Below are 15,960 nucleotides of genomic sequence, written 5' to 3'. Positions count from 1 at the left end.
AGGCTGCTCATCAGGACACAGCGTCGAACGACAGCGAGTTTTTTATCAGTGCCCAATGCGCCGCTTCGGCATCACCCAGCGCGTCCGCCTTCACATAACTCAAGGCAAGCATCTTGCGCGTGCCCGGAATCACCAGCGCCAACTGAAACTGGAAGACCTTGTCATTACCCTTGTTGAACTGGCTGCGCAGCTCGATGCCTTCCACCTCTTGATTCGCCCCCAAACGCACATCGACGCCGGGTTGATAGCGCAACTCCTGCACCTGTTTTTCCAGGCGCTGGAGCTGGTCGTTGAAGTTGCTGTGCAGGGTTTCGCCTTCGGCGAGCAAGCTACGGCTGACGATCAGGGACGTGCCCAGCTCGGGAAACTTGAGGATGTTGATCGTCGCGTCCTGCAGTTCGCCGGCAGGCAACTGAAACTGGAATTCATTGATTCGGTACGTCATAAAAACAGGTCTCGTCAGGAGCTTTTAGGCGTGGGAAACGCGGCTTTGATATTGGCGTCGATGCTGGCTTTCACGCCCTGGCCATCAGGCGTGGCGCCCGCGCCGCCACCGTTGTTCAGGTGCAGGACGCCGCCGGTGTTGAACTCGGCATCGCCGCTGGCGTAGAAGCTGATTTGCACACCGGTCAGGTTGATCTGCCCGCTGGCGTTGAGCTCGAGGATGCTTTCGCCACAGACCAGGCGCAGGTTTTCGCCCACTTCGATCACGTAGCTCTGGCTGATGCTGTCGGTCTTGCGCTGGCCCACCGAGAGGATGTCCTCCTGCTTGACGATGCGCAGACGGTTATTGCCGATGGTCACCACCTCGTCATGCCCAATACTCTTATTCCGGTCATGCCCCACCGAATGGCTCTCATCCACCTCCACCACGATGTCCTGATTACGCTCGGCATGGATGTACAACTGCTCCAACCCCTTCTTGTCCTCCATGCGGATTTCATTGAAGTTGGCCGGCGTGCCGCCTTTGCTGGAGCGGCTTTTCATGCCGCTCTGGGTCGCGTTCTCCGGCAGGTCGTAAGGTACGGTTTGCTCAGCGTTGTACACGCGCCCGGTGATGATCGGTCGGTCCGGATCGCCTTCGAGGAAGCTGACGATCACTTCCTGGCCGATCCGTGGGATCTGCATCGAGCCCCAGTTCTTGCCGGCCCAGGATTGCGACACGCGGATCCAGCACGAGCTGTTCTCGTTGGACTGGTCGTGGCGGTCCCAGTAGAAGTGCACCTTCACGCGGCCGTATTGGTCGGTCCAGATTTCCTCGCCCTTGGGGCCCACCACCAGCGCGGTCTGCGGGCCTTTGACGACGGGGCGGTGGGTGCTGGCCAGCGGGCGGAAGCTCTGCTGGGCGTCGATGCAGGTGAGGCTGCTTTCGAACTGCGCGCCGCCTGCGCCGCCGCCGCTTTCCAGGCTTTCCTGAACGATGTAGTAGCGACAGCCGACGATCAGGTATTCGCGGTTCTGGTCCTGGCGGCTGAAGCCGGTGAGGCTGAACAAGTGGCCCGAACCCAGGCCACGGGCATTACCGGCGAACTCGATCTGTTCATGCAGGGTTTGCAGGGCTTCGATGCGGGTGCGCGCGTAGTGTTCGCCGTCGGCGCTCTGCACGTAGGTGCCGGGATAGTCGTACAGCGGATAGTCGCCGGCGGTGTGCGGGCGCGGCATGGCCGAGCGCACGTCGATGCTGGCGCTGGGGCGCTGGAAGTCGTAGTCGTTGAGCTCCAGCGACCCCGGCTGCACCTCCTGCGCCAGGTGCCAGTTATGCATATGGTCGCGTTCGCGCTGCTGCTCGTCCTTGGGGTAATACGGGATCGACGCGTAGCCGGGCACCAAGGTGTGGGCGCCGTAGGCGTCGGCCAGCACCAGCACGTGACGGTCCTGCTCGTGGCGGAAGAAGTAGTAGATGCCTTCCTGTTCCATCAGGCGGCTGACAAAATCGAAGCTGGTCTCGCGGTACTGCACGCAGTATTCCCACTCGCGATACGGCCTGCTCAGGGCATCTTCGAAGTCGGAAAAACCCAGGTCGCGGAACACCTGCTTGATGATCTGCGGGATGCTCAGGTTCTGGAAAATCCGGCAGTCGGAGGTGCGGCTGAGCAGCCACAGCCAGGGGCGCAGCGTCACTTGGTAACTGGCGAACTGGCCCTGGTCGATGTTCTGGCTGCAGCGCGCGACGATACCGTGAAAGTGCCGCTCGCCACCGTCGGCCAGTTGCAGGCCGACACTCATCGGCTTGCCCAGTAACTGGTTGAGGTCGATGTTGGCGTCCAGGGACGTCAGTTGCAGCTCATAGTTGAACAGCCTTCCTAACTCTTCACCGCCACCCATTTCATTGAGCAGCAGCACATCCGGCCCGAGAGGGCTGGTGATTTTGGCCAGGCGTGAGGCTTGGTTGAATAGCATCGATAGTCCCGTAAACGCCTTAATAACTGAAGAAACCGGTTCGAAATGTGGGAGGGGGCTTGCCCCCTCCCACAGTTTTAATCGCATTCCGTCAGGTTAATCGCTGAAGTCGTAGTGCAATTCATTATCCCGGCTGCTGATGCGCACCCCCGCCAGCGCCTTGCCTTCGAGCATGCGCGTGAGGAATTCTCGGCTCATGTCCGGCAGCAGGCTGTTGGTCAGGATGGTGTCGATCATGCGCCCGCCGCTTTCGGTTTCGGTGCAGCGTGAGACGATCAGGTCGACCACCGCCTCGTCGTAGTCGAAGGCGACCTTGTGGGTATTCTCCACGCGCTTCTTGATGCGGTTCAGTTGCAGGCGGGTGATCGCCTTGAGCATCTCGTCGCTCAGCGGGTAATAGGGAATGGTTACCAGGCGGCCGAGCAGCGCGGGTGGGAAAATCTCCAGCAGCGGCTGGCGCAGGGCCTTGGCGATTTCCTCGGGCTCGGGGATGTTCGCCGGGTCTTTGCAGACACGGGAAATCAGCTCGGTACCGGCGTTGGTGGTCAGCAGGATCAAGGTGTTCTTGAAGTCGATCACCCGGCCTTCGCCGTCCTCCATCACGCCCTTGTCGAACACCTGGAAGAAGATTTCATGCACATCCGGGTGAGCTTTTTCCACCTCGTCCAGCAGCACCACGCTGTAGGGTTTGCGCCGCACTGCTTCAGTCAGTACGCCGCCTTCGCCATAGCCGATATAGCCCGGTGGCGCACCTTTGAGGGTGGAAACCGTGTGGGCTTCCTGGAACTCGCTCATGTTGATGGTGATCACGTTCTGCTCGCCGCCGTACATGGCTTCGGCCAGGGCCAGGGCGGTCTCGGTCTTGCCCACGCCGGAGGTGCCGGCGAGCATGAACACGCCAATCGGCTTGCTCGGGTTGTCGAGGCCGGCGCGGGAGGTCTGGATGCGCTTGGCGATCATCTGCAGGGCATGGTCCTGGCCGATGATGCGTTTCTTCAGGTGCTGGTCGAGGTTGAGCACGGTTTCCAGTTCGTTGCGCGCCATGCGGCCCACCGGAATACCGGTCCAGTCGGCGACCACCGAGGCCACGGCCTGGTAATCCACGGTGGGCAGGATCAACGGGGTTTCGCCTTGCAGGGCGCTGAGGCGCTGTTGCAGGTCCACCAGTTGGGTGCGCAATTCATCGTTGCCGCTGTCGACTTCGCCGATTTTTTCACGCAGCGTCGCGCGGGTGGCGAGCAGCTCATCCACCAAGGCTTTCTCGTCGGCCCAACGGTTTTCCAGAGTGGCCAGGCGCTCACGCTCGGCGCTCAGCAACGCTTCGCTGTTGGTTTGACGCGCGCCAATCGCAATGCCGATCGCATGTTCCCGGGCGATGATTTGCAGTTCGGTTTCCAGCGCTTCGATACGGCGGCGGCTGTCGTCCACTTCGGCCGGCACCGCGTGCAGGCTGATGGCGACGCGGGCGCAGGCGGTGTCCAGCAGGCTCACGGATTTGTCTGGCAACTGGCGCGCGGGGATGTAGCGGTGGGACAGCTTCACCGAGGCTTCCAGGGCTTCATCGAGAATCTGCACCTGATGGTGTTTCTCCATGGTCGAGGCCACGCCGCGCATCATCAGCAGCGCCTTGTCTTCCGACGGCTCGGCAACTTGCACCACCTGGAAGCGGCGGGTCAGGGCCGGGTCTTTTTCGATGTGCTTCTTGTACTCGGCCCAGGTCGTGGCGGCCACGGTACGCAAGGTGCCACGGGCCAAGGCAGGCTTGAGCAGGTTGGCCGCGTCGCCAGTACCGGCAGCGCCACCGGCACCGACCAGGGTGTGAGCCTCGTCGATAAACAGGATGATCGGCTTGGCCGAGGCCTGCACGTCTTCGATGACCTGGCGCAGGCGCTGTTCGAACTCGCCTTTCATGCTCGCACCGGCTTGCAGCAGGCCCACGTCGAGGCTGCGCAGTTCCACGTCCTTGAGCGCCGGCGGTACATCGCCGGCGACGATGCGCAGGGCGAAACCTTCGACCACGGCCGTCTTGCCCACCCCGGCTTCACCGGTGAGGATCGGGTTGTTCTGGCGCCGGCGCATGAGGATATCCACCAGTTGGCGAATCTCTTCATCGCGACCCACGATCGGGTCGAGCTTGCCGCTGCGCGCCTGTTCGGTCAGGTCGACGGTAAACCGCTTGAGCGCTTCCTGCTTGCCCATCGCGCTGGGGGCCATGGCGCCGCTGGCTTCGCCGGGAACACCGGCATTGAAACCATCGCTGGCGCCGAGGGCATTCTCAGGCGAGTCGCCGACGTATTCATCAAAACGCTCGCTCAAAGCCTCGGGCTTGATCTTGTCGAATTCGGCCGACAAGCCCAGCAGCGCATGGCGCAGGCTCGGGGTTTTCAGGATGCCCAGCACCAGGTAACCGGTGCGCACCTGGCTTTCGCCGAACATCAGGCTGCCGTACACCCAACCGCGCTCCACGGCTTCTTCCACATGGGACGACAGGTCAGTGATCGAGGTCGAGCCACGCGGCAGGCGGTCCAGGGCTTCGGTGAGGTCGCGGGCCAGGCGCGCCGGCTCCACGTTGAACTGGCGGATGATGCGGTGCAGGTCCGAGTCCTGCAGCTGCAGCAACTGGTGAAACCAGTGGGCCAGTTCCACATACGGGTTGCCCCGCAGTTTGCAGAACACGGTGGCGGCTTCGATGGCCTTGTAGGCCACGCTGTTGAGTTTGCCGAACAGTGCGGCGCGACTGATTTCACCCATGCTCTGGATTCCTTGAGGTGGTGGCGTGATCGGCGTAATGCCGTGCCAGGATTAGGTCGTTGGCGTCATGCGCAGGTTGGCCGAGCCAGGTGTTGAAGCCCAGGCGGAACTGGCCGTTGAGTTGCAGCGCCGGGACTTCGGGTTGTTGCAGAACCAGGTTCAAGTCCCAGTCCAGTTCATGGCCCAGGTACTCGGCCACCCAGGCCACCAGCTCGTTGAACGGTTGGTGGCCGGGCAGCATGCTCATGTAATCGTCGAGTTTCAGCGGCCCGAGGCGAATGCGGAATTTGTGCTGGCGGTCCCACACATGGCTGCCCAGGCAGAAATCCACGCCGAGCCGGTTGGCGCTGACGCCGACGCGGCTGCGTTCGGGCAATTCCAGCCATTGGCCGACGTATTCTTCGATTTCCACCGGCAAGCCGAAGTACTCGCTGAGGATGGCCTTCAAGCCATCCGGGTAACGGGTCTGCGCCGACAGGTGGCCGCTGTAATGCAGCTTCGCCGTGTCGGGGATCAAGCCCTGGTTGAGCAAGCTCGGCATGCCGCGGCCACTCAAGGCGGCGAGGCGTGCGGACCAGTAGTCGTCATCCGGGCGGTCATGGCTGACCGTCGGGCGTGCCTCGGCCCAGGCCCGGTAGAACAGGGTCAGCAGGCGATGGTGGAACACATCCAGGAACTGTTTGCTGGTGCTGTCGGCATTGTTGCGCTGGCGCTCGCGCACGTACTCGGTGATATGCAGCGGCAGCGGGCCGTTGGGGCCGCCGAGGCCGAAGAAGAATTGCTCCAGCCGCGCCGGCTTGCCATCAGTGCCGGGGACGACCGAGGCCAGTGTGGCCGGGGCGAAGGTGCAATCGGCCTGTTGGCCCAGGCGCAGCGGGTCATCCGCCAGGCGCAGGGAATGGCCCAGGCGCGGCAGGTCCGGCGATTCGCATTCGATACGCCGCAGTGCCTGGAAGAAGTCATATTCCCAGGGCTCCTGGTGCATCGCGTCCAGGGTACTCACAGGGTCGGACGACGTCCGGGCTTGGCTTTCCATCGCATGATCTCGCCGCGTTCGGTGGTACGGATCACCGTCTCGGTAAAACTGTTGATCGACACGTAGCGTGCCAGGAAGCGTTCCAGCACCGCACCGAGCAGGAACACACCGGTGCCGCGAAACGCGTTTTCATCGAATTCCAGGGTGATCTCCAACCCCCGGCCAAACACAATCGGGCCCGGCATCGGCAGGCGTCGGGTCACCGCCTTGCTGCTGACCTCGCGCAAGCCTTCGATCTGCAATTGCAGGGCGGCGTCGTTGCTGTCGCCGTACAGGCGCAACAGCTCACGCAAGGCACCGGCGCCCTGGCCCTGTTCGCTTAAGGAAAGGTAGTTGAGCGACAACTGGCTGATCAGGCGCCAGGCCTTGGCATCGTGGGCATGGCTGGGGCGCGGGCGGCTGGGACCTGCGACACACCGCACCGAGAGCACCGGGGCGCTGTCGGCCAGGGTGAAATCGGTCTTGCCGTTGCCCACGCTCATGAACAGCGGCAGGTCGCGGTTGGTGCACAGTGCGGTCACGCCCAACTGGCGCAGATCATGGCGGTACGGTGCTTGCCGGCTGTCCACCAGGCTGACGAAGGTTTCGCTGCCCACATAGGTGGAACGCGGGCCGTTGCGGCGCTGGTCGCTGGACAGCACACGCGGTTCGCGGCGCACCGTGTAATAGGCCTGGTCGCGACCATAGCGGGAGGGATCGCGCACCGCGTAAAACGGCAAAAATGGCTGCTCCGGCCCGGTGCCATGGCCGGTGATGCCGCTCAACGAATGAATCTCGAAATCCATCGGCCGCGTGCGGTCGGCGATCACATGGTGTTCGTTGACCCGGTCGGACAGGTGGATGCGGTCTACGCGTTTGGGGAACAGGTTGATCGCCGGCGTGCAGAACGGCAGGAACTGCGCCGCGCCGACGCTGCCCTCCAGGCTCGGCTCGTGACGGTCGAACAGTACGATCAATTCCAGCTCCTGGCCGTCGCAGCGTTTGACCGCACGGCTCAGTTCGGCGAATTCAACGAACAGAAAGCGGTGGGGCAGGGCGAAGTATTCCTGCAACAACCGATAGCCCTGGAAGGCACGCGCTACCACCGGCATGGCCGCGTCGGCGTCGTCAAAGCCCCGTGAGCGCAAGGCGTCCTGAGGCAAGCGCTCAACCCAATCACCGCCGGGCTTGCGCGCGAACACCGCGCAGGCATTGCCCAGCAATTGTTCATAGAGGCGGAACGGCTGCTCATCGGCGCCGCTGAGGTACAGCGGCAGGTTATCCAGGTCGAGGCTGTTGAATGGCAACTCGGCGCCGGTGCGCAGGGTCAGGCGCAAACCGGCTTTGGCTTTCGGTTCGCTGGCGGCCAGGCGGCCGAGCACAGCGGCAGGGTTGCCGAAGTATTCGGCATTGCTCACCTGCAACGGCCACAGCGTCACCGGGTGCGCAGTGCGGTACTCGCAGCAGGTCTGGGTTTCACGGCCCAGGGCGGCGCGCAGTACTGTGTCGCGGGGCAGGGGGAAGCCGCTGGCGAGGGAGCCTTCGTCGGGGTCGGTCTGCAGTTGCACCACGGTCATTGACGGGGTGGGCGCCAGGTAATGCGGGTAGGCGATTTCCAGCAGGTTGTGGGTGAAGGTCGGGTACTCGGCGTCGAGCTTGAGCTGCACGCGGGCGGTGAGGTAGGCAAAGCCTTCGAGCAGGCGTTCGACGTACGGGTCGGCGCAGTCCATGCCGGACAGGGTCAGCCGACTGGCGATCTTCGGGTATTCCTTGGCGAACTCGGCGGCGCTTTCGCGCACATGGTGCAGTTCCTGGTTGTACAGCTCCAGCAGGCGCGGGTTCATGGGCGCCTCCGTTGGTCGGCATTCACCACGCGCACATGGCCGGACTCCAGGTCCAGGTCGGTTTGCAGCAGCAGGCGCAACGGCACCGGCTGGGCCCACAGGTCGCCTTCGATCTCGAAACTCAAGGCGTTGTGGTTCATTTCACCCTGGCCGACGCGGGCTTTGACGCGCAGCGTGTGGCGCAGGATGCGCGGCTCGAACGTCGCGATGGCTTGGTAGATCAGCGCTTCCAGGGCCTTGATGTCCACGCTGGAAACGCTGTTGCCCGCCAGCGCCGGCAGGCCGTAATTGACCACCGAGGTACCGGCCGGGGTGTGCAGCGTGGCATCGGCATCGAGCAACGACGTGGTGTTGAGCAGCCACGCCAGGTCGCGCAATACCGAGGCTTTCAATTGGGTCAGGGACAGCACGCGTTTGTCCGCGCTTTCCTTCGGATTGGTTGGGTCGTCGTCGGTCAGCCGGTCCAGCAGGGACGGTTGCAGACGGTCGCGGGAAGCGATTTCAGTTACCACCAAAGCAGCTCCACGGACGGGTTGCGAGAGGAACACAAGGTTTGCGACCGTGGCGTGAAACCACGGTCACAAGGGCTATCAGCGCTTGGTGTTGGAACGGATGTTCCAGCCAAACTTGATCGCGCCGCCGTCTTTGGTGCCGTCGGCTTTCTGCGGCTGGTAGTCGACCATCACTTGGGCGAAGTTCAGGGTGACGTTCTCGGTCAGGCGGTCATCGGTGCCCGATCCGCCGGTGCTCAGCGAGGTCACCAGGACTTCTTCCAGGTTGATCACCATGTACTCGACCTGGCTTTCGCCACCGGCCTTGCGCACGGTCAGCTTGACCTTGTCGATGTGCTTGCCGCTGGCGCAGTGCATCATCAGGTTCGGCGACGCCTTGTCGACGTATTTGGTCAGCGACAGGTCCTGGATATTCACCTTGCCCGCGCCGCCGCCACCGCCCACATGCATGTTGCCGGACTGGGCCATGCCCCAGCTCCAGTTCAGCACGTCGATCTCGTCCTTGTGGGTCTTGTCCATGGACTCGCCCTTGATGTCGCCGATCTTGATGAAAATATCAACAGCCATGTTTTCTCCCTGTGTGGCCCAGGCCACTTGATTTGGTGATCGTTCCCACGCTCTGCGTGGTAACGCATCCTGTGACGCTCTGCGTTACTGGGACGCAGTGCGTCCCCGGGCGGCATTCCCACGCGGAGCGTGGGAACGAGCGAGTTACTTAAGCGCTCTTGGCCGAAGGCAGCTTCGATACCAAACGCAACGATACCGTCAGCCCTTCGAGCTGGTAGTGCGGGCGCAGGTAGAACTTGGAGTTGTAGTACCCCGGGTTGCCTTCCACTTCTTCCACGATCACTTCGGCGGCTGCCAAGGGATGCTGGGCCTTGGTGGTTTCGGTGGAGTGCGCCGGGTCACCGTCGACATAGTTGAGGATCCAGTCCTGCAACCAGCGCTGCATCTCGTCCTTCTCTTTGAAGGAACCGACCTTGTCGCGCACGATGCACTTCAAGTAGTGCGCGAAACGGCAGGTGGCGAACAGGTACGGCAGGCGCGCGGCCAGGTTGGCGTTGGCGGTAGCGTCCGGGTCATCGTATTCGGCCGGTTTCTGCAACGACTGGGCGCCGATAAACGCGGCGAAGTCGGTGTTTTTCTTGTGCAGCAGCGGCATGAAACCGTTCTTCGCCAGTTCCGCTTCACGGCGGTCGCTGATGGCGATTTCGGTCGGGCACTTCATGTCCACGCCACCGTCGTCGGTCGGGAAGGTGTGGGCCGGCAGGTTTTCCACTTCACCGCCGGACTCGATGCCACGGATGCGCGAGCACCAGCCGTAGTGCTTGAACGAACGGTTGATGTTCACCGCCATCGCGTACGCGGCGTTGGCCCAGGTGTACTTGGAGCTGTCGGCGCCGTCGGTGTTTTCTTCGAAGGCGAAGGCTTCCACCGGGTCGGTCTTGGCGCCGTACGGCAGGCGCGCCAGGAAGCGCGGCATGGTCAGGCCGATGTAGCGCGAATCTTCCGATTCACGCAGCGAGCGCCAGCCGGCGTATTCCGGGGTGGTGAAGATCTTGGTCAGGTCGCGCGGGTTCGACAGTTCCTGCCAGGAGCCCATGCCCATCACGGTCGGCGAAGCCGCAGCGATGAATGGCGAGTGCATGGCGGCGCAGACTTTCGACAGCTCGCCCAGCAATTCCACATCGGGCGGCGACTGGTCGAAGTAGTAGTCGCCTACCAGACAGCCGTAAGGTTCGCCGCCGAACTGGCCGTATTCTTCTTCGTACATCTTCTTGAAGATCGGGCTCTGGTCCCACGCCGTGCCTTTGAATTTCTTCAAGGTCTTGTGCAGGTCCGGCTTGGAGATGTTGAGCACGCGAATCTTCAGCTGCTCATCGCTCTCGGTGTTATTGACCAGGTAATGCAGGCCACGCCAGGCGCTTTCCAGCTGCTGGAAATCCTGATGGTGGATGATCTGGTTGACCTGGGCGGTGAGCTTGGCGTCGATGGCGGCGATGATCGATTCGATCGACTTGATCGCGTCGTTGGACACCAGGTCGGTTTGCGCCAAAGCCTGTTCGGCCAGGGTGCGCACGGCGGTTTCCACGGCTTCGCGGGCGCGCTCGGTCTTGGGCTTGAATTCTTGCATCAACAGCGAGGCGAACTCGCTGGTTTCTTCGGTGGCGCCCAGGTTGGACGCGCCTTCGCGAACGGTATTGTCAGTCATGCTTACTGCTCCCCTGCAGGCTTGGGCGCACTGGCAAGTGCCTGGAGCAGTGCCGGGTCCTTGATCGCCTTCATGATGATTTCTTCGGCGCCGGTCTTGCCGTCCATGTAGGTCAGCAGGTTGGCCAGCTGGGTGCGGGCTTCGAGCAGCTGGTTCAAGGAATCGACCTTGCGCGCCACGGCGGCCGGGCTGAAGTCGTCCATGCTTTCGAAGGTGATGTCCAGGCTCAGGTTGCCTTCGCCGGTCAGCTCATTGGGTACGTGGAACGCCACGCGTGGCTGCATGGCCTTGAGGCGGGAGTCGAAGTTGTCGACGTCCACTTCAAGGAACTTGCGATCGGCCACGGGTGCCAGCGGCTCGGCAGGCTTGCCGGCGAGGTCGGCCATCACGCCCATGACGAAGGGCAGCTGGACCTTTTTCTCGGCGCCGTAGAGCTCGACGTCGTACTCGATCTGCACTCGAGGCGCGCGGTTGCGCGCGATGAATTTCTGAGAACTTTGCTTCGCCACGTTGCTGCTCCTGGTCGCTTGAGCGACGGTGTTGTTACTGCACGGTCCGGCGGCTTACTCGCTGTCCGGGCCGCGCAGGTTTTCAAATTGGGACATGCCGTCGGGAATCAGATTGCGCACGATGGCCGCGAAATCGGCGTGCACCAGATTCTTCGCGCGGTTCAACAGCACCGGCAGCGGGCTCGAAGGTTCGTGCCGGGTGTAATACGCAAGGATTTTGTCGAGGCTGCGCAGCACCTCATCGCGGCTGGCGATATCGCCGGCAGGGCGGGGTGCTGAGGGGGCGGCGGCGTAGTCCACCGAGGGGGCGTTGTCTTCACTGACGGCCTCGGGTTCGCTGCTGCTGTCGGTGCCTGGCACCGCTTGGTTGAGCAGTTGCAAGGCCTGCTTGAGCGGCTGTTTCAACGCGCTGAGGTCCACGCCCCGGGCGGAACCGACCTGCTCGTTGACCTGTTGTTCGATGGCTTCGCAGGCGGCACGCGCCGCGCTCAAGGCGTCGCGGGTGGCCTGCAGTTGCTCCGGGTCGCTGTCGAGGAACGCAGCGTTGAGTTGCTGGGCGCCCAGTTGTTCATCGGGAAAACTCAGCAGGCCGCTGGCGTTCAACGCGGCGCGCAGGCTCACCGGGCCGAAGGTGCGCGAACGCGTGAGGATGCTCTCGCGCAGCAGACGAATCGTGGTGTCGCCGGTCAAGCCGGACAGCGCGTTGATGCGCACGGTGGGGTCGTTATCGTCATCGGCATCCAGGCGCGGGTGCAGGTCGGCCCAGTATTGGCGCAATAACGCATCGATCAGGGTCAGGACGTCGGCCAGCCCGACCACGCCTTGCAGGGCGAGCGAGCTTTGCAGCAGGAAATGGGTGATGCGCAGGTCTTTGCTGCGCTGCAGCAAGTCGAGGCTCTGCTGCTGGATGCTGCGCCATTCGGGTGGCTCAGCGGGCAGGATCGAATCGCCCATGCTGCGCTCGGGCTGGCCCTTGGCATCACGTTCCAATTGCAGAAATTGCGCGTCATATTCCATGTCTTCGCCACAGGGCGAGGACGCGGAAACGGCGGTGAGCAACAATGGCACATCCACTGAGTTCGATCTCCCTATCAGCCCGTTAGATGCCGGGCAATGCATGCATTAGTTGCGCGGTGAACTTTGCATGTTCTTGGTGATACCATCAGAGTGCCACTATCGTGCCATCATTGATGTTCAAGAAGTTGTGCATTTTTGGTGTAGTACTTATGCCTTGTCAAGGTAAGCTATTCGCCCTCTGTGACAGATGTGCGGTGCTTAACAACCTGCGCGACTGGTGGGTCGAACGGTGCGCCCGCAGAGGATTTTTGTCATGCAAGCCAGATAAGATCAGCGATCATGCTGGCAATTGCAGATTTAGACGGTCGTCCCCACGACCTGGCGGAGTATCCAGGCAAGCGTAGCCCTTGGATCGACCGCGCGCGATGTATCAGCAAGGAGGCAAGATGTCGCTGTGTTTGACTATCACTAGTTATCACAAGATTACCCCTGGGCAGTGCTCCGAAAAGTCCATGAACCAGGGCTCGATGGCGATCGGCCGCAGTTCGGAAAACGACTGGGTACTGCCCGACCCCGAGCGCCTCGTCTCCTCCCAACATTGCGTTATTCAATACAAAGACGGCCGTTATTACCTGACTGATAACAGCACCAACGGCGTGGAGTTGGTTAACGCCGGTATCCGTTTGCGCCGGGGTAACAGCGAGCCGCTGCAGGATGGCGAGCTGATCCGGATCGGCGATTACGAAATTCAGGCGCGTATTGATTTCAACGTGCAGGCCGTCGACAGCCAGCCGTTTGCCGGTGAGTCGCCGAACAGCTTTGAAGCGCTGATGGGCGCGGTGGCGAGCCCATCAGCGCCGACGCCAATGATCGCGCCGCAGTTCCATGGCGCCTCGTCGATGGAAACCCTGCCGGACCTGTTCGACTTCCTCAGCCCTGCTGCCGTGCCACCGCCCACCGTGGCGGACCATGTGCCGTCCGAACAACACGACTTCCGTGCGCCGGAGCCGGTCGCCGTGCCGGTTGTCGACACACCGGTGGTACAAGGTTCGGTGATTCCCGAAGACTGGGACCCGTTTGGCGACGCGCCCGCGCCGCTCATCAATGCTGCGCCAGCTCCCGCGCCGATTCCCCCGCCGCCGCCCGTGGTTGAGCCTGTTGCGCGCCCCGTCGGCGACGCCCAGCCACAGCCCGACCTGCTGCAAGCATTCCTGCGCGGTGCCGGCCTCGATCAGCTGCGCCTGGACCAGGCCGCTGCCTGCGCCCAGATGGAAAACATCGGCCGCAGTTACCGGCTGATGGTCGAAGGCCTGATCGACGTATTGCGTGCCCGCGCCAGCCTCAAGGGCGAATTCCGCATGCAGCAAACCATGATCCGCCCCGCCGAAAACAACCCGTTGAAATTCGCCCCGAATGCCGACGAAGCGTTACTGCTGCTGCTTCGTCACGGCAACCAGGCGTTTATGGCGCCTGATGTCGCGGTACGTGACAGTTTCGACGACCTGCGCACCCACCAATTGGCGGTAATGGCCGGCGTGGAAGCCGCGCTCAAGCATCTGCTGCTGCGCTTTGAACCGGCGCAGTTGGAAGAGCGCATGGGCAAGCCCGCTGGCCTCTCGAGTATTTTCAACGGTTCGCGCCAGGCCCAGTACTGGCAGCAATTCACCGAGCTTTACAACACTATTTCCCGCGAGGCCCAGGAAGATTTCCAGGACCTGTTCGGCCGCGAATTCAGCCGGGCCTACGAAGAACACAGCGCACGACAGCGACGCTGAACCGCGTCGCACTGATGGATAAAACGGATAGCTAAACACGTCATTGAGGACGCAGGATGATTCCCAGGTTTTTACTCGTAGCCGCCACCGCGCTGCTGCTGGCGGCGTGTGCCAAGGACGCGGCCAAACCCGAAGCCGCTGCCGAGGCTGAAGCGGACACGGCTGCCGTCGAATTGCATTTTCACGCGATTGCCGGGCTCAACCCCGGCGCCAATGGCCAGGCCGCCCCTGTACGGGTGCGTATTTTCGAGCTGAAAAACGCCGCTACCTTCGCCCGCTCCGATTACTTCGCCCTGGCTGATCGTGCGCAATCCACCCTTGGCCTGGACCTGCTCGACCAGGACGAAGTGGTGATCCAGCCCGGCCAACAGCTGAGCATCCAGCGCGATCTCGACCCGGCCACGCGCCAGATCGGCCTGCTGGTGGGTTATCGCGAGCTGGACCGCGCGCAATGGCGCACCGTTATCAACGTGCCGCCACGCCAATACACCGAATATCAGATCAGCCTTGATGTGCGTGCCGTGCGCGCAGACGTCGTGGCTACCCCCGCCAGCCCAGCCCACTAACAAGCAATCGGAGCCCCCATGTCCTGGAACAATCGCGTGGTCTGGTCGGAAGGCATGTTCATCGGAACGCAGCACTTCCAGCAGCATGACCGTTACCTGGAAAACCTGATCGACGCCCGCAGTCGTCCGCTGTCCGCTGGCGCCTGGGGCTTTTCCGAGTTGCTGATCGACCAGGGCCTGCTCGCCCAGGGCAAGCTGGCCATTGTGTCGGCGCGTGGCCTGTTGCCTGACGGCACGCCATTCAATATTCCCCAGGACGACCTGGCGCCGAGCCCGCTGAATATCGACGATAACCTGCGCGACGGCCTGGTGTACCTGGCCCTGCCGCTCAAACGCGCCGGCGCGCGTGACACCGTGGATGCCGGCGAGGCCCTCGAAGCTGCGCGCTACGTGAGCCAGGTGCGTGAAGTGCGCGACGACAACGCACCCTTCGAAAACCGCGCGCCGGTGGCCGTGGGCTCGCGGGCGTTGCGTTTGCTGACCGCCCAGGACGGCATCAGCGACTACGCCGCCATTGGCCTGGTGCGCATCAAGGAAAAGCGCGCCGACCGCGCACTGGTGCTCGATGACAGCTACATTCCGCCGGTGCTGGACGTGGCCGCGAGCAAACCGCTGAGCGCATTTCGCAGTGAGCTGCTCGGCCTGTTGCACCAACGTGGCGAAGCCCTGGCCGGTCGTGTGGTGGCCTCGGGTGCCGGTGGCGCTTCGGAAATCGCCGACTTCATGCTGCTGCAACTGGTCAACCGCGCCCAGCCGCTGATCCAGCACTTCAGCCAGTTGAGCCCGCTGCACCCGGAACGCCTCTTCAGCGAGCTGGTCAGCCTTGCCGGTGAGTTTTCGACGTTTTCCACCTCCGGCCGGCGCCCCCAGGAATACCCGCACTACCAGCACGACGACCTGGCCCTAAGCTTCGCCCCGGTGATGGCGGCCCTGCGCGAAGCGTTGTCGATGCTGATCGACAGCAAGGCCACGCCGATCCCGATCGTGGAGAAGGCCTACGGCATCCATGTGGCGATGCTGGCCGACAAGACCCTGCTCGACAACGCCAGCTTCATCCTCGTGGTGCGTGCCGACGTGCCCGGCGAAACCCTGCGTGCGCGCTTTGGCCAGCAGAGCAAGGTCGGCTCGGTGGAGCACATCCGCGACCTGGTCAACCTGCAGTTGCCGGGCATTGGCCTGCTGCCGTTGCCGGTGGCGCCACGCCAGTTGCCGTATCACGCGGGCAGCACCTATTACGAGCTGGACCGGGGCAGCGAGCACTGGCAGCAGTTGAGCAATTCCGGCGGTTTCGCCTTCCACATCGCCGGGCAGTTCCCGGGCTTGAACCTGGCCTTCTGGGCGATCCGAGGATAAACCGCG

General features: G+C 62.8%; 13 protein-coding genes. 3 read left to right on the top strand and 10 right to left on the bottom strand.

All coding sequences use genetic code 11. From position 1 onward, the window contains the following. Window positions 1-10: 10 nt before the first annotated feature. The 10 genes from C4J84_RS25650 to tssA form a co-directional block, all read right to left on the bottom strand. Window positions 11-445 (bottom strand): DcrB-related protein, encoded by a 435-nt coding sequence (locus C4J84_RS25650; protein ID WP_124365007.1) that lies wholly within the window; start codon window positions 443-445, stop codon window positions 11-13. Window positions 446-459: 14 nt separating this feature from the next. Continuing rightward, complete coding sequence (locus C4J84_RS25645) at window positions 460-2,400, bottom strand: type VI secretion system Vgr family protein (RefSeq protein ID WP_124436269.1); 1,941 nt, start codon at window positions 2,398-2,400, stop codon at window positions 460-462. A gap of 96 nt (window positions 2,401-2,496) precedes the next feature. Next, window positions 2,497-5,151: a type VI secretion system ATPase TssH gene (tssH, locus tag C4J84_RS25640; protein ID WP_124436268.1), complete on the bottom strand. Its 2,655-nt coding sequence runs from the start codon at window positions 5,149-5,151 to the stop codon at window positions 2,497-2,499. Beyond that, entirely contained in the window at window positions 5,144-6,187 is a 1,044-nt protein-coding gene (gene tssG, locus C4J84_RS25635; protein WP_124436267.1) for a type VI secretion system baseplate subunit TssG, read from the bottom strand. The genes tssH and tssG overlap by 8 nt, the downstream gene beginning before the upstream one ends. Next, window positions 6,151-8,010: a type VI secretion system baseplate subunit TssF gene (gene tssF / locus C4J84_RS25630; protein ID WP_124436266.1), complete on the bottom strand. Its 1,860-nt coding sequence runs from the start codon at window positions 8,008-8,010 to the stop codon at window positions 6,151-6,153. Before tssF ends, tssG begins: the two co-directional genes overlap by 37 nt. Beyond that, complete coding sequence (gene tssE / locus C4J84_RS25625; RefSeq protein WP_042945974.1) at window positions 8,007-8,522, bottom strand: type VI secretion system baseplate subunit TssE; 516 nt, start codon at window positions 8,520-8,522, stop codon at window positions 8,007-8,009. The genes tssF and tssE overlap by 4 nt, the downstream gene beginning before the upstream one ends. A 78-nt stretch (window positions 8,523-8,600) precedes the next feature. Next, on the bottom strand, window positions 8,601-9,089 hold the full coding sequence (locus tag C4J84_RS25620) for a type VI secretion system tube protein Hcp (protein ID WP_124368844.1): 489 nt from the start codon (window positions 9,087-9,089) through the stop codon (window positions 8,601-8,603). A 148-nt stretch (window positions 9,090-9,237) separates the two neighbouring features. Next, complete coding sequence (gene tssC / locus C4J84_RS25615; protein WP_065953261.1) at window positions 9,238-10,734, bottom strand: type VI secretion system contractile sheath large subunit; 1,497 nt, start codon at window positions 10,732-10,734, stop codon at window positions 9,238-9,240. A 2-nt stretch (window positions 10,735-10,736) separates the two neighbouring features. Then, on the bottom strand, window positions 10,737-11,243 hold the full coding sequence (tssB, locus tag C4J84_RS25610; RefSeq protein ID WP_003195557.1) for a type VI secretion system contractile sheath small subunit: 507 nt from the start codon (window positions 11,241-11,243) through the stop codon (window positions 10,737-10,739). A gap of 54 nt (window positions 11,244-11,297) precedes the next feature. Then, window positions 11,298-12,317 (bottom strand): type VI secretion system protein TssA, encoded by a 1,020-nt coding sequence (tssA, locus tag C4J84_RS25605; RefSeq protein ID WP_124436265.1) that lies wholly within the window; start codon window positions 12,315-12,317, stop codon window positions 11,298-11,300. A 389-nt stretch (window positions 12,318-12,706) separates the two neighbouring features. Here tssA and tagH point away from each other — a divergent pair, with 389 nt between their 5' ends. From tagH to tssK, 3 genes are read left to right on the top strand one after another with little or no spacing between them, the layout of a single operon-like run. After that, a complete protein-coding gene (gene tagH, locus C4J84_RS25600) occupies window positions 12,707-14,035 on the top strand; it encodes a type VI secretion system-associated FHA domain protein TagH (RefSeq protein WP_124372297.1) in 1,329 nt (442 codons plus the stop codon). 56 nt (window positions 14,036-14,091) lie between these two features. Next, window positions 14,092-14,601, top strand: coding sequence for a type VI secretion system lipoprotein TssJ (tssJ, locus tag C4J84_RS25595; protein WP_124364999.1), 510 nt, complete (start codon window positions 14,092-14,094; stop codon window positions 14,599-14,601). A gap of 18 nt (window positions 14,602-14,619) precedes the next feature. Next, window positions 14,620-15,954: a type VI secretion system baseplate subunit TssK gene (tssK, locus tag C4J84_RS25590; RefSeq protein ID WP_124368840.1), complete on the top strand. Its 1,335-nt coding sequence runs from the start codon at window positions 14,620-14,622 to the stop codon at window positions 15,952-15,954. The last annotated feature ends 6 nt before the right edge of the window (window positions 15,955-15,960 follow it).

Source organism: Pseudomonas sp. R11-23-07, from assembly GCF_003852295.1.
Lineage (GTDB): Bacteria > Pseudomonadota > Gammaproteobacteria > Pseudomonadales > Pseudomonadaceae > Aquipseudomonas.
This window is presented reverse-complemented; position numbering and strand designations above follow the sequence as displayed.